This is a genomic window from Litorivivens sp., assembly GCF_057445395.1.
Map to the genome: position 1 here is coordinate 17,094 of NZ_JBVBUV010000042.1, position 14,577 is coordinate 31,670.

Sequence of the window (14,577 nt, forward strand, 5' to 3'; positions counted from 1 at the left end):
CATATGGGTGATAGTCTGATGGAAACGGTGCCGGAGGCACTGCGTCTGGATGCCAAGCGCAATTGGGAGCAGTTGCTGGCAAGCTGTGATGACAGCACGCGTGCCTGGTACGAAGCGCAAGCTGGCGACGCGCTTTTTGGCCCCCGGCTGATCAAAATGCTGGCGTGTTCGCAGGCATTCTTTGAGCTTTTGCGTCAGCAGCCACAAGCGTTTCGAGAGATGGCCGAAACGGGTGCGCTGGAGGCCAGTGACTATGCACTCACCTTCGATGAGGCGGCTTGTTCCTCGGCAGACGAGCTTGATCGCAACCTGCGCCGCTTTCGCAATCGGCAGTGGCTGCGTATTGTCTGGCGAGACCTGAATCGCCTGGCGGATACTCACGGTACCACTGGCGATCTGTCGCGGCTGGCGGAAACCTGTTTGCAAGCTGCCTTGGATTTTCATCACCGCGAGCTGGCCGCCGAACTGGGTGAGCCGCACAGCCGCGACGGTGTGCCCCAGCAGCTGGTGGTTGTCGGTATGGGCAAGCTTGGTGCCCGCGAGCTGAACCTGTCATCGGATATCGATCTGATCTTTACCTACCCGGCGTCTGGCGAAACCGTCGGCGGTGCTCGGCAGGTGGATAATCAGCAGTTTTTTATCAAATTGGGGCAGCGGATTATAGCCAGCCTCGATCAGCGTACCGCCGATGGTTTTGTCTTTCGGGTGGATATGCGGCTGCGGCCCTACGGCCAAAGCGGGCCGCTGGTTATCAATTTTGACGCCATGGAAGAGTACTACCAGGATCAGGGGCGGGAGTGGGAGCGCTACGCCATGATCAAGGCGCGTGTGGTGGCCGGTGATCAGGAGGCGGGCGCCGACCTGTTGAGAGATCTCGCGCCTTTTGTCTATCGCCGCTATGTGGACTTTTCGGTGATAGACGCCTTGCGTGAGATGAAGGGCATGATCCGTCGCGAGGTGAAGCGTCGACAGCTACAGGACAATATCAAGTTGGGCGGTGGCGGTATTCGAGAGATTGAATTTATCGCCCAGGCCTTTCAGCTGGTGCGCGGAGGTCGTGAACTGGGCCTGCAGGAGCGCAGTTTGACCAAGGTGTTAGACGAGCTGTTGGCACTCGAGCAGCTGCCGCTGGAAGCCGTAAAGGAGCTCAAAGCTGCCAACCTGTTCCTACGCGATACCGAGCATGCCATTCAGGCATGGCTCGACCGCCAGACGCAGCAGCTGCCGAGAGAGAAGAAGGAGCGAGTGGCGCTGGCCTGGGTGATGGGTTTTGACGGCGACTGGCAGCGCTATTACGCCGCGCTGAACAGCCATCGTGAGCGCGTAGCCGAACATTTTGAGGCGGTGATTGCAGACCCTGAAAAAAGCGATGAAATTGAATTGTCGGAGCGCCCTTGGGAGGACCTGCTGCACAGCGCCGACGATGCGGCGCTGTTGGAGGAGCTGCGCGACGCCGGTTATGACGAGGCCGAAGAGGTGGCGCGCTTGACTCAGGCGATGCTGGAAGGCGGCACGGTCAAGCGTATGCAGAGCATTGGTCGCGAGCGTCTGTACGACTTCTTGCCGCGTCTGCTCGATGCCTGCACCGACGCCGAGCTACCGGGCCGTTGCTATCTGCGTATTCTGCCACTGGTGGAAGCCGTCTTGCGGCGCACGGCCTATCTTGTGCTGCTGATTGAAAACCCCGGAGCATTAAGTCGTCTGGTGCGGCTTTGCGATGCCAGCCCCTGGATCTCGCGACTGCTGGCGCGTAACCCGGTACTGCTCGACGAGCTGCTCAACGAGGACAGCCTGTATTCAGTTCCTGATCAGGAGGGGCTCTACAACGACCTGCGGCAGCAGATGCTGCGCATTCCAGAGGATGATCAGGAAGCGCTGATGGAGGCGCTGCGCTATTTTAAACTGGCTCATGTGTTGCGGGTGGCGGCCTCGGAAATCGTCGGCACTCTGCCCTTGATGAAAGTCAGTGATTACCTTTCCTATATCGCGGAAGTGGTGCTGGGTTATGTGTTGCAGCTGGCCTGGCAGGATCTGCGCGCGCGTCACGGTGATCTGCCGGGCGTCAGCTCTGACGACGTGCCGTTTATCGTCGTGGCCTATGGCAAATTGGGCGGATTGGAGCTGGGTTATGGCTCGGATCTGGATTTGGTGTTTATTCATGACGTTAGCAGTACCGACGTAACCGAGGGCAAGCGGGCGGTAGACGGTGCTACGTTTTTCACCCGTCTGGGCCAGCGCATGATTCACATTCTTACCGCCAATACCGGTTTGGGTCAGTTGTATGAAGTGGATATGCGTCTGCGGCCGTCAGGTGATTCGGGGCTGTTGGTAACCTCGGTCAAAGCCTTTGCTGATTATCAGGAAAACACAGCCTGGACCTGGGAGCATCAGGCGTTGGTCAGAGCGCGAGTGGTGGCGGGCGGTACGTCGCTGGCGCGTCAGTTTGAGGCGCTGCGGGCTTCGGTACTTGGCAAAGCCCGCGATGAGGCAGCTCTGTGTGGCGAGGTAGTGGAAATGCGCGAGCGCATGCGTACGCATCTGGCCAGTGGCGGCAGCGGAGAAAAAAATGGCCAGTTCGAGCTGAAACAGGGGCTGGGAGGTATCGTTGATATTGAATTTATGGTGCAATATGCGGTTCTCGCCCAGGCGCATCGGTATCCGTCATTAACGCGGTATACCGACAATATCCGGATTCTCGAATCACTGCAGGCCGAAGGTTTGCTGGATGAAATGCAGGCACTGGCGCTGATTGATGCCTACAAGACCTTCCGCAGTTTTGTTCACCGTTCAAGTCTGCAAGAGGAAAAAGGTTTGGCGCCTGCTGCGGAGGTGGCCGATCATCGCCGGGTTGTGATGGCACAGTGGCAGCAGTGGATGACGCCCGGCGACACTGACAAACAATAGATTTTTAGATCGGTAACCAGCCCGTTAATTTTCTGAAGGAGTTACAGCAATGTCCATGGCTGATCGCGATGGCGTGATTTGGTTTGATGGTGAATTGGTGCCCTGGCGTGAAGCCAAAGTGCATGTGCTTACTCATACCCTGCACTATGGTCTCGGGGTGTTTGAAGGTGTGCGCGCCTACCATACCGACAGCCATGACACGGCAATTTTTCGTCTCAAAGAGCACACTGATCGCCTGTTCCGTTCAGCCCATATTCTGAACATGCAGCTGCCGTTCTCGAAGGATGATCTGAATGCCGCCCAGAAAGCTGTTGTGCGTGAGAATGGGCTTGAAGAGGCCTACCTGCGTCCCATGGCCTTTTATGGCTCTGAAGGCATGGGGTTGCGCGCAGACAATCTGAAAACGCACGTGATTGTTGCCGCTTGGCATTGGCCGGCTTATATGTCGCCCGAAGCGAAGGTAAATGGCATCAAGGTGCGCACCTCGTCGTATACCAGGCACCACGTCAATATCTCCATGTGTAAGGCTAAGGCCAACGGTCACTACATCAACTCGATGCTGGCCCTGCAGGAAGCTCTGCAAAGTGGCTGTGAAGAGGCCCTGCTGCTGGATAACGAAGGCTACGTTGCGGAAGGCTCCGGTGAGAATATTTTCATTGTGCGCGAAGGCAAGCTGTATACGCCCGAGCTGACCAGCTGCCTCGACGGGATTACCCGCAATACCTTGTTTGCGCTGGCCGAAGACCACGGTTTCGAGATCATTGAAAAGCGCATCACCCGCGATGAAGTGTACATTGCCGATGAAGCCTTTTTCACCGGTACTGCGGCGGAAGTGTTGCCGATACAGTCGCTCGATGGTCGCCGTATCGGTGAGGGAAAACGTGGCCCGATCACCGAGAAATTGCAAAGTGCCTATTTTGACGCCGTCAAAGGCCGTTCGCCTGCACACCAAGAGTGGCTGGCCCCGGTCGCCGATTAAGGGATTCGCACAGCGACATGGCTCATCGCCGCATTCTGATAATTGGTCCCTCCTGGGTGGGGGACATGGTGATGGCGCAGACCCTGTTCAAGGTGCTGCGTCAGCGGGATGCCGAGTGCGAAATTGACGTGCTCGCGCCCGAGTGGAGTAAGCCATTGCTTACCCGGATGCCCGAGGTTCGCCGCGGGCTGACCATGCCGTTGGGGCACGGTCAGCTGCAGTTGGGCACTCGACGGCGGCTGGGTAAAGACCTTGCTTCGCAAGGCTATGATCAAGCAATCGTCTTGCCGAATTCCCTCAAGTCTGCCCTGATTCCTTTTTTTGCTTCTATTCCTCAGCGCACCGGATGGCGCGGTGAAATGCGTTACGGCCTGCTCAATGATGTGCGGGTGCTGGACAAGCAGAAGTATCCGCTGATGATAGAGCGCTTTGTGGCGCTGGGATTGGCGAAAGGTGAGCTGTTGCCGGATCCGATTCCTCGTCCAGCGCTGGCGGTTAATCACAAGGCAGCGCAAAAGCTGTTTGCGGAGAAAGGCTTGGAAGGCCCAACTCTGGCGTTGTGTCCGGGTGCCGAGTTTGGCCCTGCCAAGCGTTGGCCAGACAAGCACTATGCCAGAGTGGCAGGTCACTATCTGGATCAAGGTTGGCAGGTTGTCTTGATGGGGTCGGGTAAGGACTCAGAAGTGGCTGAACGAATCCGGTCAGCGTTGCCACCGACCGCTAGCGCTCGCTGCCATAATTTCTGCGGCAAAACCTCGCTGGGCCAGGCCATTGATATTCTCTCGCAGGTAACCGCAGTGGTGTCTAACGATTCGGGGTTGATGCATATTGCCGCCGCCTTGGGTCGTCCGCTGGTTGTGGTTTACGGTTCCACCTCGCCGGGCTTTACCCCGCCATTGGCTGAGCGGGTGGCCATAGAACAGATTCCGGTAGACTGCGGCCCCTGCTTCAAGCGCGAATGCCCCATGGGCCATATGAAATGTCTGGTGGATTTGGAGCCCGAGCGGGTAATCCGTTCGCTGGCGACACTGACAGACGCGGAACAATGAGAGTACTGTTGATTAAAACGTCGTCGATGGGCGACGTGATACACACCCTGCCTGCGTTGACGGACGCAAGCGCCGCCATTCCCGGCATTGTGTTCGACTGGGTGGTGGAAGAGGGTTTTGCCGAAGTGCCAGGGTGGCATCCGGCTGTTGGCAAAGTGATCCCAGTGGCCATTCGGCGTTGGCGCAAGTCCCCCATGGCGGCGCTTAGTGGTATTGAATGGAAGGCGTTTAAAGGCCAGATGCGTAAGGAAAACTACGATCTGGTGATTGACGCACAAGGGCTGCTGAAAAGCGCTGTGCTGATGCGCCTGGTTAAAGCGCCGCGCGCTGGCATGGACAGTGCCACAGTGCGCGAGAAGGTGGCAGCCTGGTTCTATCATCGCAAATACCATATTCCTCGTGAGCAGCATGCAGTGGAGCGGACTCGACAGTTATTCGCTCAGGCGCTGGGCTACGAAAAGCCAAATACCCGGGGTGATTATGCGATTGACACCCAGAAGTTCAAACTCGGTGGTGAGCGTGATCCCTACGTTATTTTCCTGCATGGCACGTCGCGGCACGATAAGCACTGGCCAGAGCCTTATTGGCTGGAGTTGTGCAAGCAGGTAACGAGCGCCGGTTATGAGGTGCGTCTGCCCTGGGGCAGCGAAGCTGAACGCGAGCGAGCGTTGCGGATTGCGCAAGTGTCGGATAAGGCCAAAGCGCTGCCAAAGCTGAATCTGCAGGGTGTGGCGGCTGAGCTGCAGAAGGCCAGCTTTGTTGTGTCGGTAGATACCGGCCTCGGACATCTGGCGGCGGCATTAAATGTACCGACAGTGGCGCTTTATGGGCCTACCTCACCAGATCTGGTTGGTACTTATGGCGCCAACCAGAAACATCTGCTGGCCGGAGAATTCCCGCGCGGTGACCTGGCCGCCACTGATCCCGTTGTGATGACCTCGCTGACCCCGCGCCGGGTGTGGGCGGCGGTGGAAAACCTGCTAGCGGAGCAAGTCTGATGCATTTCGGCTTCGCGCTGTTCAAGTACTTTCCGTTTGGAGGCTTGCAGCGCGACATGTTGGCGATTGCCCGCGCCTGCATGGCGCGTGGGCATCGCGTGACCGTATTCTGCGGCGGTTGGGAAGGAGAAAAACCGGCCGATATCGATGTTGTTACCGTTCCGGTGAGCGGCGTGAGTAATCATGCCCGCGATGCCGCTTTTGCACAGGCGCTGCCTGGGGCGATTAAGTCCCGCACTCTGGATAAGGTGGTGGGCTTCAATAAAATGCCGGGATTGGACTTTTACTACGCGGCGGACAGCTGCTTCGCGGCCAAAATACACGAAGAACGCGGTTTCCTGTATCGTTTTTTGCCGCGTGCGCGCAGTTATCAGCGTATGGAGGCGGGTGTTTTTGCGGCGACGGCAACCACGCGAGTGTTGTTGATTTCTGAGCCAGAAATGGCGGTGTTTAAGCAATACTACGGCACACCCGAGACACGAATGCGTCTGCTGCCCCCGGGAATTCGGCGCGATCGGGTGATGCCTTCAGATTACGCAGAGCGTCGTGCAGCCTTTCGTGCGGCCCAGGGATGGGGTGATGCGGAGCGCATTATACTGTTTGTGGGTAGCGGTTTTCGTACCAAGGGTCTTGATCGGGCGTTGCGTGCGCTGGCCTCGCAATTACAGGCGGGGCAGACGACCCGGATGTTGATACTGGGCAAGGACAAAGCGGAAAAATTCGAAGCGCTCGCTCGTAACCTTGGCATTGCGTCCCAAGTGACCTTTCTCGGTGGCGTAAACAATGTGAGTGAATATTTGTGGGCTGCCGATGTGCTGCTGCATCCGGCTTACCGTGAGAACACCGGGACGGTATTGTTGGAAGCGATGGTGGCTGGCTTGCCAGTAGTTACGACGAACGCCTGTGGTTACGCCGCTTATGTGACGCGAGAACGAATGGGCGAGGTAGTGCCTAATCCGGTTGTACAGGCTGATCTCGACGAAGCTTTGCGCCGGGTGTTGTCTGAAAATGGTGATACGTGGCGTGCACGCGGACTTACCTTCGCTCATAACGCCGATATTTATGATATGCCAGCGCGGGCCGCTGAACTGCTGGAGAATTGGCAGTGATAGAACAGATACGCAAAGTGCTGGAAGCCAATGAATGGGAGCTTCCGCTACCGATAACCGCAGAACTGGAGCACCAGCCACTGGTGTTTGATACTTGTCTGCGTTTATTGCCCGGCAAGCGCGTTACCTTGGCGGGGCGCTGGGGCAAAAAGCCCGTTGTCGCCAAGCTCTTTTTGCCGCAGGCACGTAAAGAGCAGACGGCAGAAATCACAGGTTATGCCGCGCTGCAGAAAGCCGACATCCCGACGCCGGAACTCTTGTGGTCTGGCGAGATGGATACGGGCTTGAGCGCCGTTATTTACCAAAAGCTCGACCCCGTTGAGCCTTTGTCAGCAGGATTGCAGGGCGAAAAGCGTGCAGCCTTTCTCGCCGCTGCATTCGAGCTGTTGGCCAGTATGCATCGCAATGGGATTTGTCAGACCGATATTCACTTTGACAACTTCCTGTTGGCAAATGGCAAATTACACGTTATTGATAACGCCTCGCTACAGGCGCAAGAAAAGCCATTGAATGGTGAGCAGTGTGTGGGCAACCTGGCTGCTTTTATCGCTCAGTTCCCGTGGCTGGAGCGACAGGCGCTGCTGGAGAGTCCCTATCTGGCGCTGCCGCTCTCGCTCAAACCGGAACGGGCCAGGGAACAGCTGGATGAGGCCAGTCAGAGTATCTGGTGGAAACGTGCTGAAAAGTATCTCGCTAAGGTATTTCGCAATTGCACTGAGGTTGCGGTGGAGCAGCGCGGTGGCTGGTTTGTCGCTGCCAAGCGCGGACTGGATGAGAGCTGGGTTGCGCAATTTCGCGCCGCTCCTGACAGTGTGATGGCCAAGGCTGAGATGCTCAAGGACGGCAACAGTGCGACGGTGGTGCGCGCTCAGCTTGCTGGTCAATCGGTGGTCATCAAACGCTACAATATTAAAAGCACCAGTCACAGGCTGCGGCGCCTGTTTCGAGAGACGCGGGCGAGTAATGCCTGGCGGGCGGCCCATCTGTTGCAAATGGCGGGATTAAAAACACCTGCACCGCTTCTGCTGATGGAGCAGCGGCGTGGGCCGGTGCGCGGCGTATCCTACCTGGTGACCGCAGATGCGGGGGGAGAGGAGATGCTCGATGCCTATCAGCGGCGCGAGCCGACCCAGCGTGAGCTGGACGATGTGCGCGATATTTTCCGGGTCATGGAAGAGCTGCAGCTATGTCATGGTGATTTCAAAGCGCGCAATTTCCTGGTGACCGAGCGCGGTGTGGAATTGATTGATCTGGATGTGCTGCATGCGGTGCGCTCCAAATCCCAGTTTCGTCAGTGTAAAGACAAGGATCGCACGCGGTTCTTGCGTAACTGGTATGCCCATCCGGCGATGGAATCGCGGTTTCGAGCTCTGCTCGCAGGCGAGCAATAATGCGGTTTTCGGTCGTTATTCCAGCTTATAACTACGGCGCCGTGCTGGCGCGGGCAGTGGAGTCAGCCTGTACTCAGCCGGGTGATGATTATGAAGTGCTGGTGATTGACGATGGGTCTACAGACAACACCCCCGAAGTACTTGCCGAGCTGTCGAGGCGGTTTCCGGCATTGCGCGCGATATCGCAGGAAAATGCCGGGCTTGCCGCTGTTCGAAATCGGGGAGTGGAATTGGCGCAGGGTGAGTATCTGATTTTCCTTGATGCTGACGACGAGTTTCTTTCTGATGCGCTGGCGTGTTTCCGGGCGGCGGCTGATCAATACCCTGATGCCGGGCTTTTGATTGCACCGACAGTGTCGGTATTTCCCGATGGTCGGGAGGAGCGGGGGCGGATGGCGGACATCGCTAGTGATGCAGAGCGACGCTTCCTTGCTTACCTGTACAAGCGATTGTCTATCAGCAACGGTGCGGTGGCGATGAAGCGCTCTGTATTTGCGCTGGTCAGCTACAATCCAGCGTTGCGACAGACAGAAGATATTCCCGTATTCGCTCAGTGTTTAGCGAACTTTGATGCGGTGGCGTTGCAGCACCCGACAACCAGAATCTATAAGCACGCGGGTAGCATGCGTCACAATGCGGATACCGCGTTGACGGTGGGTTTGCTACTGGTCGATGAGGTTTTTGACCGTGCTAAGTTGCCGGCTGCTTTTATTCGACATAAACCGGCTTACCGGGCCAGAAGGGCCTTGTCTGTATTTCGCATTTGTAAGCGCGCTGGTCGATACAAGGAAGCAGTTGAGTATTTCCGCCTGGCGTTTGCCGCAGACTGGCGCGCGTGTGTACGCAAGCCAGAGTACGTAGCAAAGTACCTCCAGTGTCTGATTAAAGCCAAAGCCTGAGTTCTAACGCAGCGATAAGCGTTCAATCCATGTGGGTTTTCGAGCTGTGGCAGCGGTGAAGGGCGCTCTAGCGAGCGCGATAAGTTGGTCTGCAATATGCTGGTGTGAGAAATTGTTGCGCACGTGCTGTTCACCTGCCGCGGCGATTTTTGCGGCGAGTTCGGGTTGTTTTTGGAGTTGTCTTATTTTATCAATCGCTTCCTCAGCGGATTCGTACAAGACGATGTTTTCCATGTCGGAAAAGCCCAGTGCCGATTCTTCGCCATCGCCCTGTTTGCTTGCAATAACGGTGCAGCCGCAGGCCATGGCTTCAAAGTTTTTGGCCATATATTCGCCAATACCCATGTCTGCGCTCAGGAACATCTGGATTCGGTTTAAAGCGCTGTTGTATTCGGCGCGCGATTCGGTTCGTAGCAGCTTTACCCCAATCGCCTTGTCTACAGCGTCCAGTAGCGCGCGTCGTTGGCTGTAGACGGCCGATCGGGTTCGTCCAATAAAGCCGAGCTCAATATCCCTGCGACTGCCGTCATTGCGCAACACTGATTGGTCAAAACCTTTCGGAATGACGCGGCTGGCAATGCCTTGTGCTGCAAGCCTTTTGGCGGTGCCATGGCCTGTTACTATAATCTGGGCATTTGGCAGGCTCTTGTAGTAAGTTGCGAATGCACCGTGCCATCGTGATTCGGGTAGAAAATTCTGGCAGGCATCTTCCTCAAAAACTATCAGACCGTTGATCGTCTGCAGAAATTGCGTAAATCGCACTACTTTGGCAAAAGGCAGGTCAAGAATGACTCGGTCATAGTGTGAGTGGTTTAGTCGTTTTAATGTGCTTGGCAGTGCCTTGATGGATTTTTTGTTGAGTGTTTCAACCACCACGTAGTCCAGGCTTTCGACGTGTTGATACAGCCAGGAGAAATCAATATCTCTGTCCTGCTGGCCGACCAGTAAGATCTTTGGTGTTGCTGATTGTGCTGGGTTGGACATGGTTTATCTCAAGGTGCGCATGGGGCTTGATTGGGATAGACTAGTGTCTGTATTGCCCTAACGGACTTAGTAAAGTCATTGCCAAGTAAGGGTTTACAGCGCGACAGCCAACGGATTTGGGGTTTGAAAAACGATATTTTCAGTGATCGCGTCTCTGGAAATTATACAGCTTTATTATAATCATGATAGACAGCGCACGGCCCGGTTGCGCCGTGTTTTGGTGAGATTGGAATGCCTGTACTTAACCTGATAAGCAATTCTGGCGAAGCGTCGGCGTCCATCCATCATGTGCACATGCATATCGAACAACAGTTGAGGGTTAAAGGCATCATTGTTGAAAGCCTTCTTCTTTCTGGTGTGCCGCACAAGGATTTCGGCGCACCGCTGGTGCGTGATTTTGATGCTTTACGGCGCCCTCGCAAGCATCCTATCGGATACCGTGTGCTTCGCTCCAGACTGCGACGGCGCCTGGAACAGGGTGATTACGACTGTATTATTGCCGATGGATTGTTGTCTGCGAACCTGTTGATGGATCTGCAAAGAAGCCTGTCGCTTGATGGGAAGTTCATATTGGTTGTCCATGGTCGTGTGCGGATAAAAAAGACCAAACTTCCAGCCTTGTTTAAATTCATTGAGCGTGGCCGCATTGCAGGCTGGCGTGTGATTGCTGTGTCCAGCGACTCCGCGAGACATCTAGAACCACAGTTGCCGCCCGAATTGGGCTCGATTGATGTCGTTGAGAACTGTATCGACGCGGATGAATTGGCCGAAGGCTTGCTTGACCGTGACGTTGCACGTCGCGCTTTGGGGTTGGCGCCTGGGGCGGTGGTTGTTGGCACGATTGGTCGTATGTCTTCTGAAAAAGATTACGAAACGCTGGTGAGAGGCTTTGCCGCAGCAAACATACCGGGCGCCGTGCTGGCCATGGTGGGGGATGGTAAGGAGCGCCAAGCATTGCAGGCGCTCGCCGCAGGGTTGGGCATCTCCGGGCAGGTCATATTTTCAGGGTATATGGCCAAGGCTTACCGTTATCTGCGAGCCTTCGATTGTTTTGTTATGACCTCAAAGACTGAAGGATCACCTATTGCGTTATTGGAAGCGATGGCGGCTGCTCGCCCGGTGGTCTGCTCGGATATTCCACCGTTGATCGATGCATTGCCTTATCAGTATTCATTTGTATTCGAGCAGGGAAACGCAACAGCCCTTGCGCGGCAGCTAGAGGCCATGGTTGGGCTTACGCCAGAAAATCGGGACGCATTGGGCACTTCACTCGAATCAATGACGCGAGAGCGCTTTTCGCCGGCTCTCTTCGGTGAAAAGTACAGTGCGTTGGTTAAGAGACAAGGCTAGTGGCTTCGTTCAAGGCGGGTTGGGCGGATGCCTAAAGTTAGTGTCATTATCCCTGCGTATAACGCCGGACAGTACGTTGGTGCGGCAGTAACTTCGGTTTTGGCGCAGTCTATGCGTGATCTGACGCTGATTGTAATTGATGATGGTTCCAGCGACGATACATTGTGTGAAATTGAGCGGGCTGCAAAAGGTGACGCAAGAGTTCAGATAATCAGTCGCCCCAATAAAGGTATTGTGGCGACCCCCAATGAAGGGATTGATCGTGCAGATTCGCCTTGGGTTGCGATGCTTGATGCTGACGATGTGAGCAGGCCTGATCGACTTCAAAAGCAGCTTGAGCTCGCCGATGCCAGGCGGCTTACCCTTGTCGGTTCTCAAATTGAGCATGTGGGGGAGCGCAGTGGTGTCAGCGACTTCCCGACGTCGCATGCTGATATTGTTCATCAACTCTTTGTCTGGAAAAACCCGATAGCCAACCCGTCGGTGTTGATAGATCGCAACTGGCTTGGGGATATGCGATATCCGTCCGATTGTGCTCACGCGCAAGATTATGCACTTTGGTTGCGATTAGCGTTGCGTCGAGATGCGTGTTTTGGTGTGCACCCTGAGGCATTGGTTCAGTACCGTATTCACGCACAGCAAAACACAACGCGGAATCTGAGCCAGCTATATGAGGGGTGTGAGCGCGCACTGACTTCGGTGGTGCGTGAAATGGGGTTATTCGACCCCACAACGGTGGAGTGTCACACTAAGGCATTTCGTGCTTTGCCGATCGATAACGTCGACGAATTTCGGAATTACAGTTGGTGGTTGGCCACTCTTTATGCCGAACTTAAAAGGCGCAGTGGTGATAGTCGTGCCGTCTATGAATTCTGGCGACGACTCTTTCAGAAGTCAGCCAAAACACATCGCTATGATATGAAAACAGCTTTTAGGCTGGGTGCAGGCCCACTTCAGAATGTGCGTTATGGTTTTAAATATGGTGTGGGGCGTCGGTGATGGCGGTGGGGAGTAAGCCGACGTCGCGTGATGTCGTTGTCCGGGTGATGGGTGGGTTGGGAAATCAGCTTTTCCAATACGCCTTTGGTATCGCCAAGGCCAAATGGCTTGGTGGTGAGCTATGGTTGGACGCGTCTCATTACGCTACGTGCAGCGATCATACCGGGTTTGAGCTCGCTCCGCTCGTTGAACCGGCAAGAATACTTTATGAGGATCAGCGCGCGGTCTATCGCGCAAAAGGTGGTCGGCGCCATCTTGATAATGTATTGTCGCGCGTAAGAATTCCAATGTTCAGGGCGCGTGAATATAAAGAGAAAGTGATGGGGTTCGACCCCGTGGCGCACGCCTCGCGCGCGCAATACTTCAGGGGTTATTGGCAGTCTCCAGCCTATTGGCGCAACGCTGATAGCGACATAATTGCCGCAGTGCGTCTGTTTTTGGAGGGGCGTGCTCGCTGTGATGCTTCACTGCTGCGTGAATTGAAAGATCCAAGGGCTGTCGCACTGCATGTTCGTTTAGGCGACTATGTATCGCTTCCTTCGGCAGCGGCTGTACACGGTGTTGATCTGCGGGATTATTACCGACGTGCGATCAGGCAGATATGCGGTGATCGAACGTCCGATTACCAGTTTTATATTTTTTCGGATGACAAAGATCCGGTTTCCTACTTGGGGTTAGAGGCGCTAAAAGGTGCTCGTGTATTTTCCGGGCGATTGGACGATCCGTATTCAGATCTGGTAATGATGGCCCAGGCGAGCCATTTGGTGATGGCCAATAGTTCTTTTAGTTGGTGGGCTGGCTGCTTAGGAGAAGGCAAAACCTATGCGCCCGACCAGTGGGTGTTGACGCAGTCGGGCGTGCCCGAGAAGCTCTACCTGAAAGAATGGCAGATGGTGGGCGTTAGTTAATTTTCAGGTATAGCCTTGTAAGCGCGCGCAGTGTCTTTAGGTTGATGTCCCGATAGCTGAGTGATTGGAGGATATCCCGTGCACCCTGCTTATCTCCCTGTTTGGCTGCACTGAGGAGCAAGCTGTTTTTATGTCTTTTTAAGACCTTGTTGTAGCTAGGGTGTTGCTGGTATTCGCTTAGCGTATTCTGAATGCCGTGAAACATGTACCCGACATTTTTGTATGTATTATTGGGGTGCTTCCGGTAGTACAGTAGAACGTCATTGATTGCGTGAATGCGATGCCCAAGCGATGCCAGTTTCAGCCAGAGGTACAGGTCTTCCAGTGGAATATCTTCGCGATAGCCGCCTGCAGCCTTGAGCACGTCAGTTCGAATCATCGCCGTTGGTGAGATAAACCCCGGGGTTGTATTTTCGAATAGATCGCTGAATGTTAGATCTCTGGCGGGGTGAAACCGCTGCCTCTTACTGCACAGCACGCCTTTTTCATCGATCAATAGGGCGTTGCCGCCGCACACAGCCACGCCGGGGTTGGCTTCCATGAAGGCAACCTGCTTTTCTGTTTTGTCAAGCATCATGATGTCGTCAGAGCCGACGGGGCAGAAATATTTTCCCTGGGCGACACTCAGAGCATGGTTAAGCGTTTTGCTGAGTCCGCGATTTGCTTGTGCGGTGAATGCGAAGCCATGCTGATCTGACAGTGCGTTAAGGATGTCTGCCGTTGTGTCGCTTGAGCCGTCATCGTAAGTGAGAACTTCAATGTTGGGATATGTCTGCCGTAAAGCGCTGTGGACACAAGAGCTGACAAACGCTGCATGGTTGTAGGCAGATATCACTACAGTGACCAGAGGCTTGTTATTATTTTTCAGCGGCATTCAGTGATCCATGCGTTTCGTTTCTGCTTCAGCCTCGCCAGCCCTAGCCTTGGGGCAGACAACACGCGCTTAATTCGAGATAATACCCTGATTTTATCATTTAGTGCTTTTTTAATCATTAGTCGTTGAATAG

The 14,577-nt window shown here is 55.0% G+C and carries 12 protein-coding genes; 10 read left to right on the forward strand and 2 right to left on the reverse strand.

Annotated elements, in window-relative coordinates; translation table 11 throughout:
- Window positions 1–3: 3 nt before the first annotated feature.
- The 7 genes from glnE to AC222A_RS12400 are packed head-to-tail and all read left to right on the forward strand — an operon-like array spanning window position 4 to window position 9,329.
- Window positions 4–2,904: a bifunctional [glutamate--ammonia ligase]-adenylyl-L-tyrosine phosphorylase/[glutamate--ammonia-ligase] adenylyltransferase gene (gene glnE, locus AC222A_RS12370; RefSeq protein WP_372747368.1), complete on the forward strand. Its 2,901-nt coding sequence runs from the start codon at window positions 4–6 to the stop codon at window positions 2,902–2,904.
- A 49-nt stretch (window positions 2,905–2,953) separates the two neighbouring features.
- Window positions 2,954–3,883, forward strand: coding sequence for a branched-chain amino acid transaminase (locus AC222A_RS12375; RefSeq protein WP_372747369.1), 930 nt, complete (start codon window positions 2,954–2,956; stop codon window positions 3,881–3,883).
- Between the two features lie 17 nt (window positions 3,884–3,900).
- Window positions 3,901–4,932, forward strand: a complete 1,032-nt coding sequence (gene waaF, locus AC222A_RS12380; RefSeq protein WP_486775048.1) for a lipopolysaccharide heptosyltransferase II — start codon at window positions 3,901–3,903, stop codon at window positions 4,930–4,932.
- On the forward strand, window positions 4,929–5,930 hold the full coding sequence (gene rfaC / locus AC222A_RS12385) for a lipopolysaccharide heptosyltransferase RfaC (protein ID WP_372747371.1): 1,002 nt from the start codon (window positions 4,929–4,931) through the stop codon (window positions 5,928–5,930). The genes waaF and rfaC overlap by 4 nt, the downstream gene beginning before the upstream one ends.
- On the forward strand, window positions 5,930–7,039 hold the full coding sequence (locus AC222A_RS12390) for a glycosyltransferase family 4 protein (RefSeq protein WP_372747372.1): 1,110 nt from the start codon (window positions 5,930–5,932) through the stop codon (window positions 7,037–7,039). The genes rfaC and AC222A_RS12390 overlap by 1 nt, the downstream gene beginning before the upstream one ends.
- On the forward strand, window positions 7,036–8,430 hold the full coding sequence (locus AC222A_RS12395) for a lipopolysaccharide kinase InaA family protein (RefSeq protein ID WP_372758342.1): 1,395 nt from the start codon (window positions 7,036–7,038) through the stop codon (window positions 8,428–8,430). The genes AC222A_RS12390 and AC222A_RS12395 overlap by 4 nt, the downstream gene beginning before the upstream one ends.
- Complete coding sequence (locus AC222A_RS12400) at window positions 8,430–9,329, forward strand: glycosyltransferase family 2 protein (protein WP_372747374.1); 900 nt, start codon at window positions 8,430–8,432, stop codon at window positions 9,327–9,329. Before AC222A_RS12395 ends, AC222A_RS12400 begins: the two co-directional genes overlap by 1 nt.
- Before the next feature lie 3 nt (window positions 9,330–9,332).
- On the opposite strand, the gene AC222A_RS12405 is transcribed toward AC222A_RS12400, so the two are convergent.
- Window positions 9,333–10,313 (reverse strand): glycosyltransferase family protein, encoded by a 981-nt coding sequence (locus tag AC222A_RS12405; protein WP_372759975.1) that lies wholly within the window; start codon window positions 10,311–10,313, stop codon window positions 9,333–9,335.
- Between the two features lie 231 nt (window positions 10,314–10,544).
- Here AC222A_RS12405 and AC222A_RS12410 point away from each other — a divergent pair, with 231 nt between their 5' ends.
- From AC222A_RS12410 to AC222A_RS12420, 3 genes are read left to right on the forward strand one after another with little or no spacing between them, the layout of a single operon-like run.
- A complete protein-coding gene (locus AC222A_RS12410) occupies window positions 10,545–11,663 on the forward strand; it encodes a glycosyltransferase (protein ID WP_486775049.1) in 1,119 nt (372 codons plus the stop codon).
- A gap of 27 nt (window positions 11,664–11,690) precedes the next feature.
- On the forward strand, window positions 11,691–12,662 hold the full coding sequence (locus AC222A_RS12415) for a glycosyltransferase family 2 protein (RefSeq protein WP_486775050.1): 972 nt from the start codon (window positions 11,691–11,693) through the stop codon (window positions 12,660–12,662).
- Between the two features lie 5 nt (window positions 12,663–12,667).
- Entirely contained in the window at window positions 12,668–13,570 is a 903-nt protein-coding gene (locus AC222A_RS12420; RefSeq protein WP_372781690.1) for an alpha-1,2-fucosyltransferase, read from the forward strand.
- On the opposite strand, the gene AC222A_RS12425 is transcribed toward AC222A_RS12420, so the two are convergent.
- Window positions 13,563–14,444 carry a glycosyltransferase family 2 protein gene (locus AC222A_RS12425; RefSeq protein WP_486775051.1) on the reverse strand — a complete coding sequence of 294 codons (882 nt, stop codon included), beginning with the start codon at window positions 14,442–14,444 and terminating at the stop codon, window positions 13,563–13,565. The genes AC222A_RS12420 and AC222A_RS12425 overlap by 8 nt on opposite strands.
- Between the last annotated feature and the right edge of the window lie 133 nt (window positions 14,445–14,577).

Excerpts from the sequence above, each read along its gene's own strand:
- AC222A_RS12375 (WP_372747369.1), top strand. The coding sequence starts at position 2,954 with ATGTCCATGGCTGATCGCGATGGCGTGATTTGGTTTGATGGTGAATTG.
- AC222A_RS12390 (WP_372747372.1), top strand. The coding sequence starts at position 5,930 with ATGCATTTCGGCTTCGCGCTGTTCAAGTACTTTCCGTTTGGAGGCTTG.
- AC222A_RS12400 (WP_372747374.1), top strand. The coding sequence starts at position 8,430 with ATGCGGTTTTCGGTCGTTATTCCAGCTTATAACTACGGCGCCGTGCTG.
- AC222A_RS12415 (WP_486775050.1), top strand. The coding sequence starts at position 11,691 with ATGCCTAAAGTTAGTGTCATTATCCCTGCGTATAACGCCGGACAGTAC.
- glnE (WP_372747368.1), top strand. The coding sequence starts at position 4 with ATGGGTGATAGTCTGATGGAAACGGTGCCGGAGGCACTGCGTCTGGAT.
- rfaC (WP_372747371.1), top strand. The coding sequence starts at position 4,929 with ATGAGAGTACTGTTGATTAAAACGTCGTCGATGGGCGACGTGATACAC.
- AC222A_RS12405 (WP_372759975.1), bottom strand. The coding sequence starts at position 10,313 with ATGTCCAACCCAGCACAATCAGCAACACCAAAGATCTTACTGGTCGGC.
- waaF (WP_486775048.1), top strand. The coding sequence starts at position 3,901 with ATGGCTCATCGCCGCATTCTGATAATTGGTCCCTCCTGGGTGGGGGAC.
- AC222A_RS12425 (WP_486775051.1), bottom strand. The coding sequence starts at position 14,444 with ATGCCGCTGAAAAATAATAACAAGCCTCTGGTCACTGTAGTGATATCT.
- AC222A_RS12410 (WP_486775049.1), top strand. The coding sequence starts at position 10,545 with ATGCCTGTACTTAACCTGATAAGCAATTCTGGCGAAGCGTCGGCGTCC.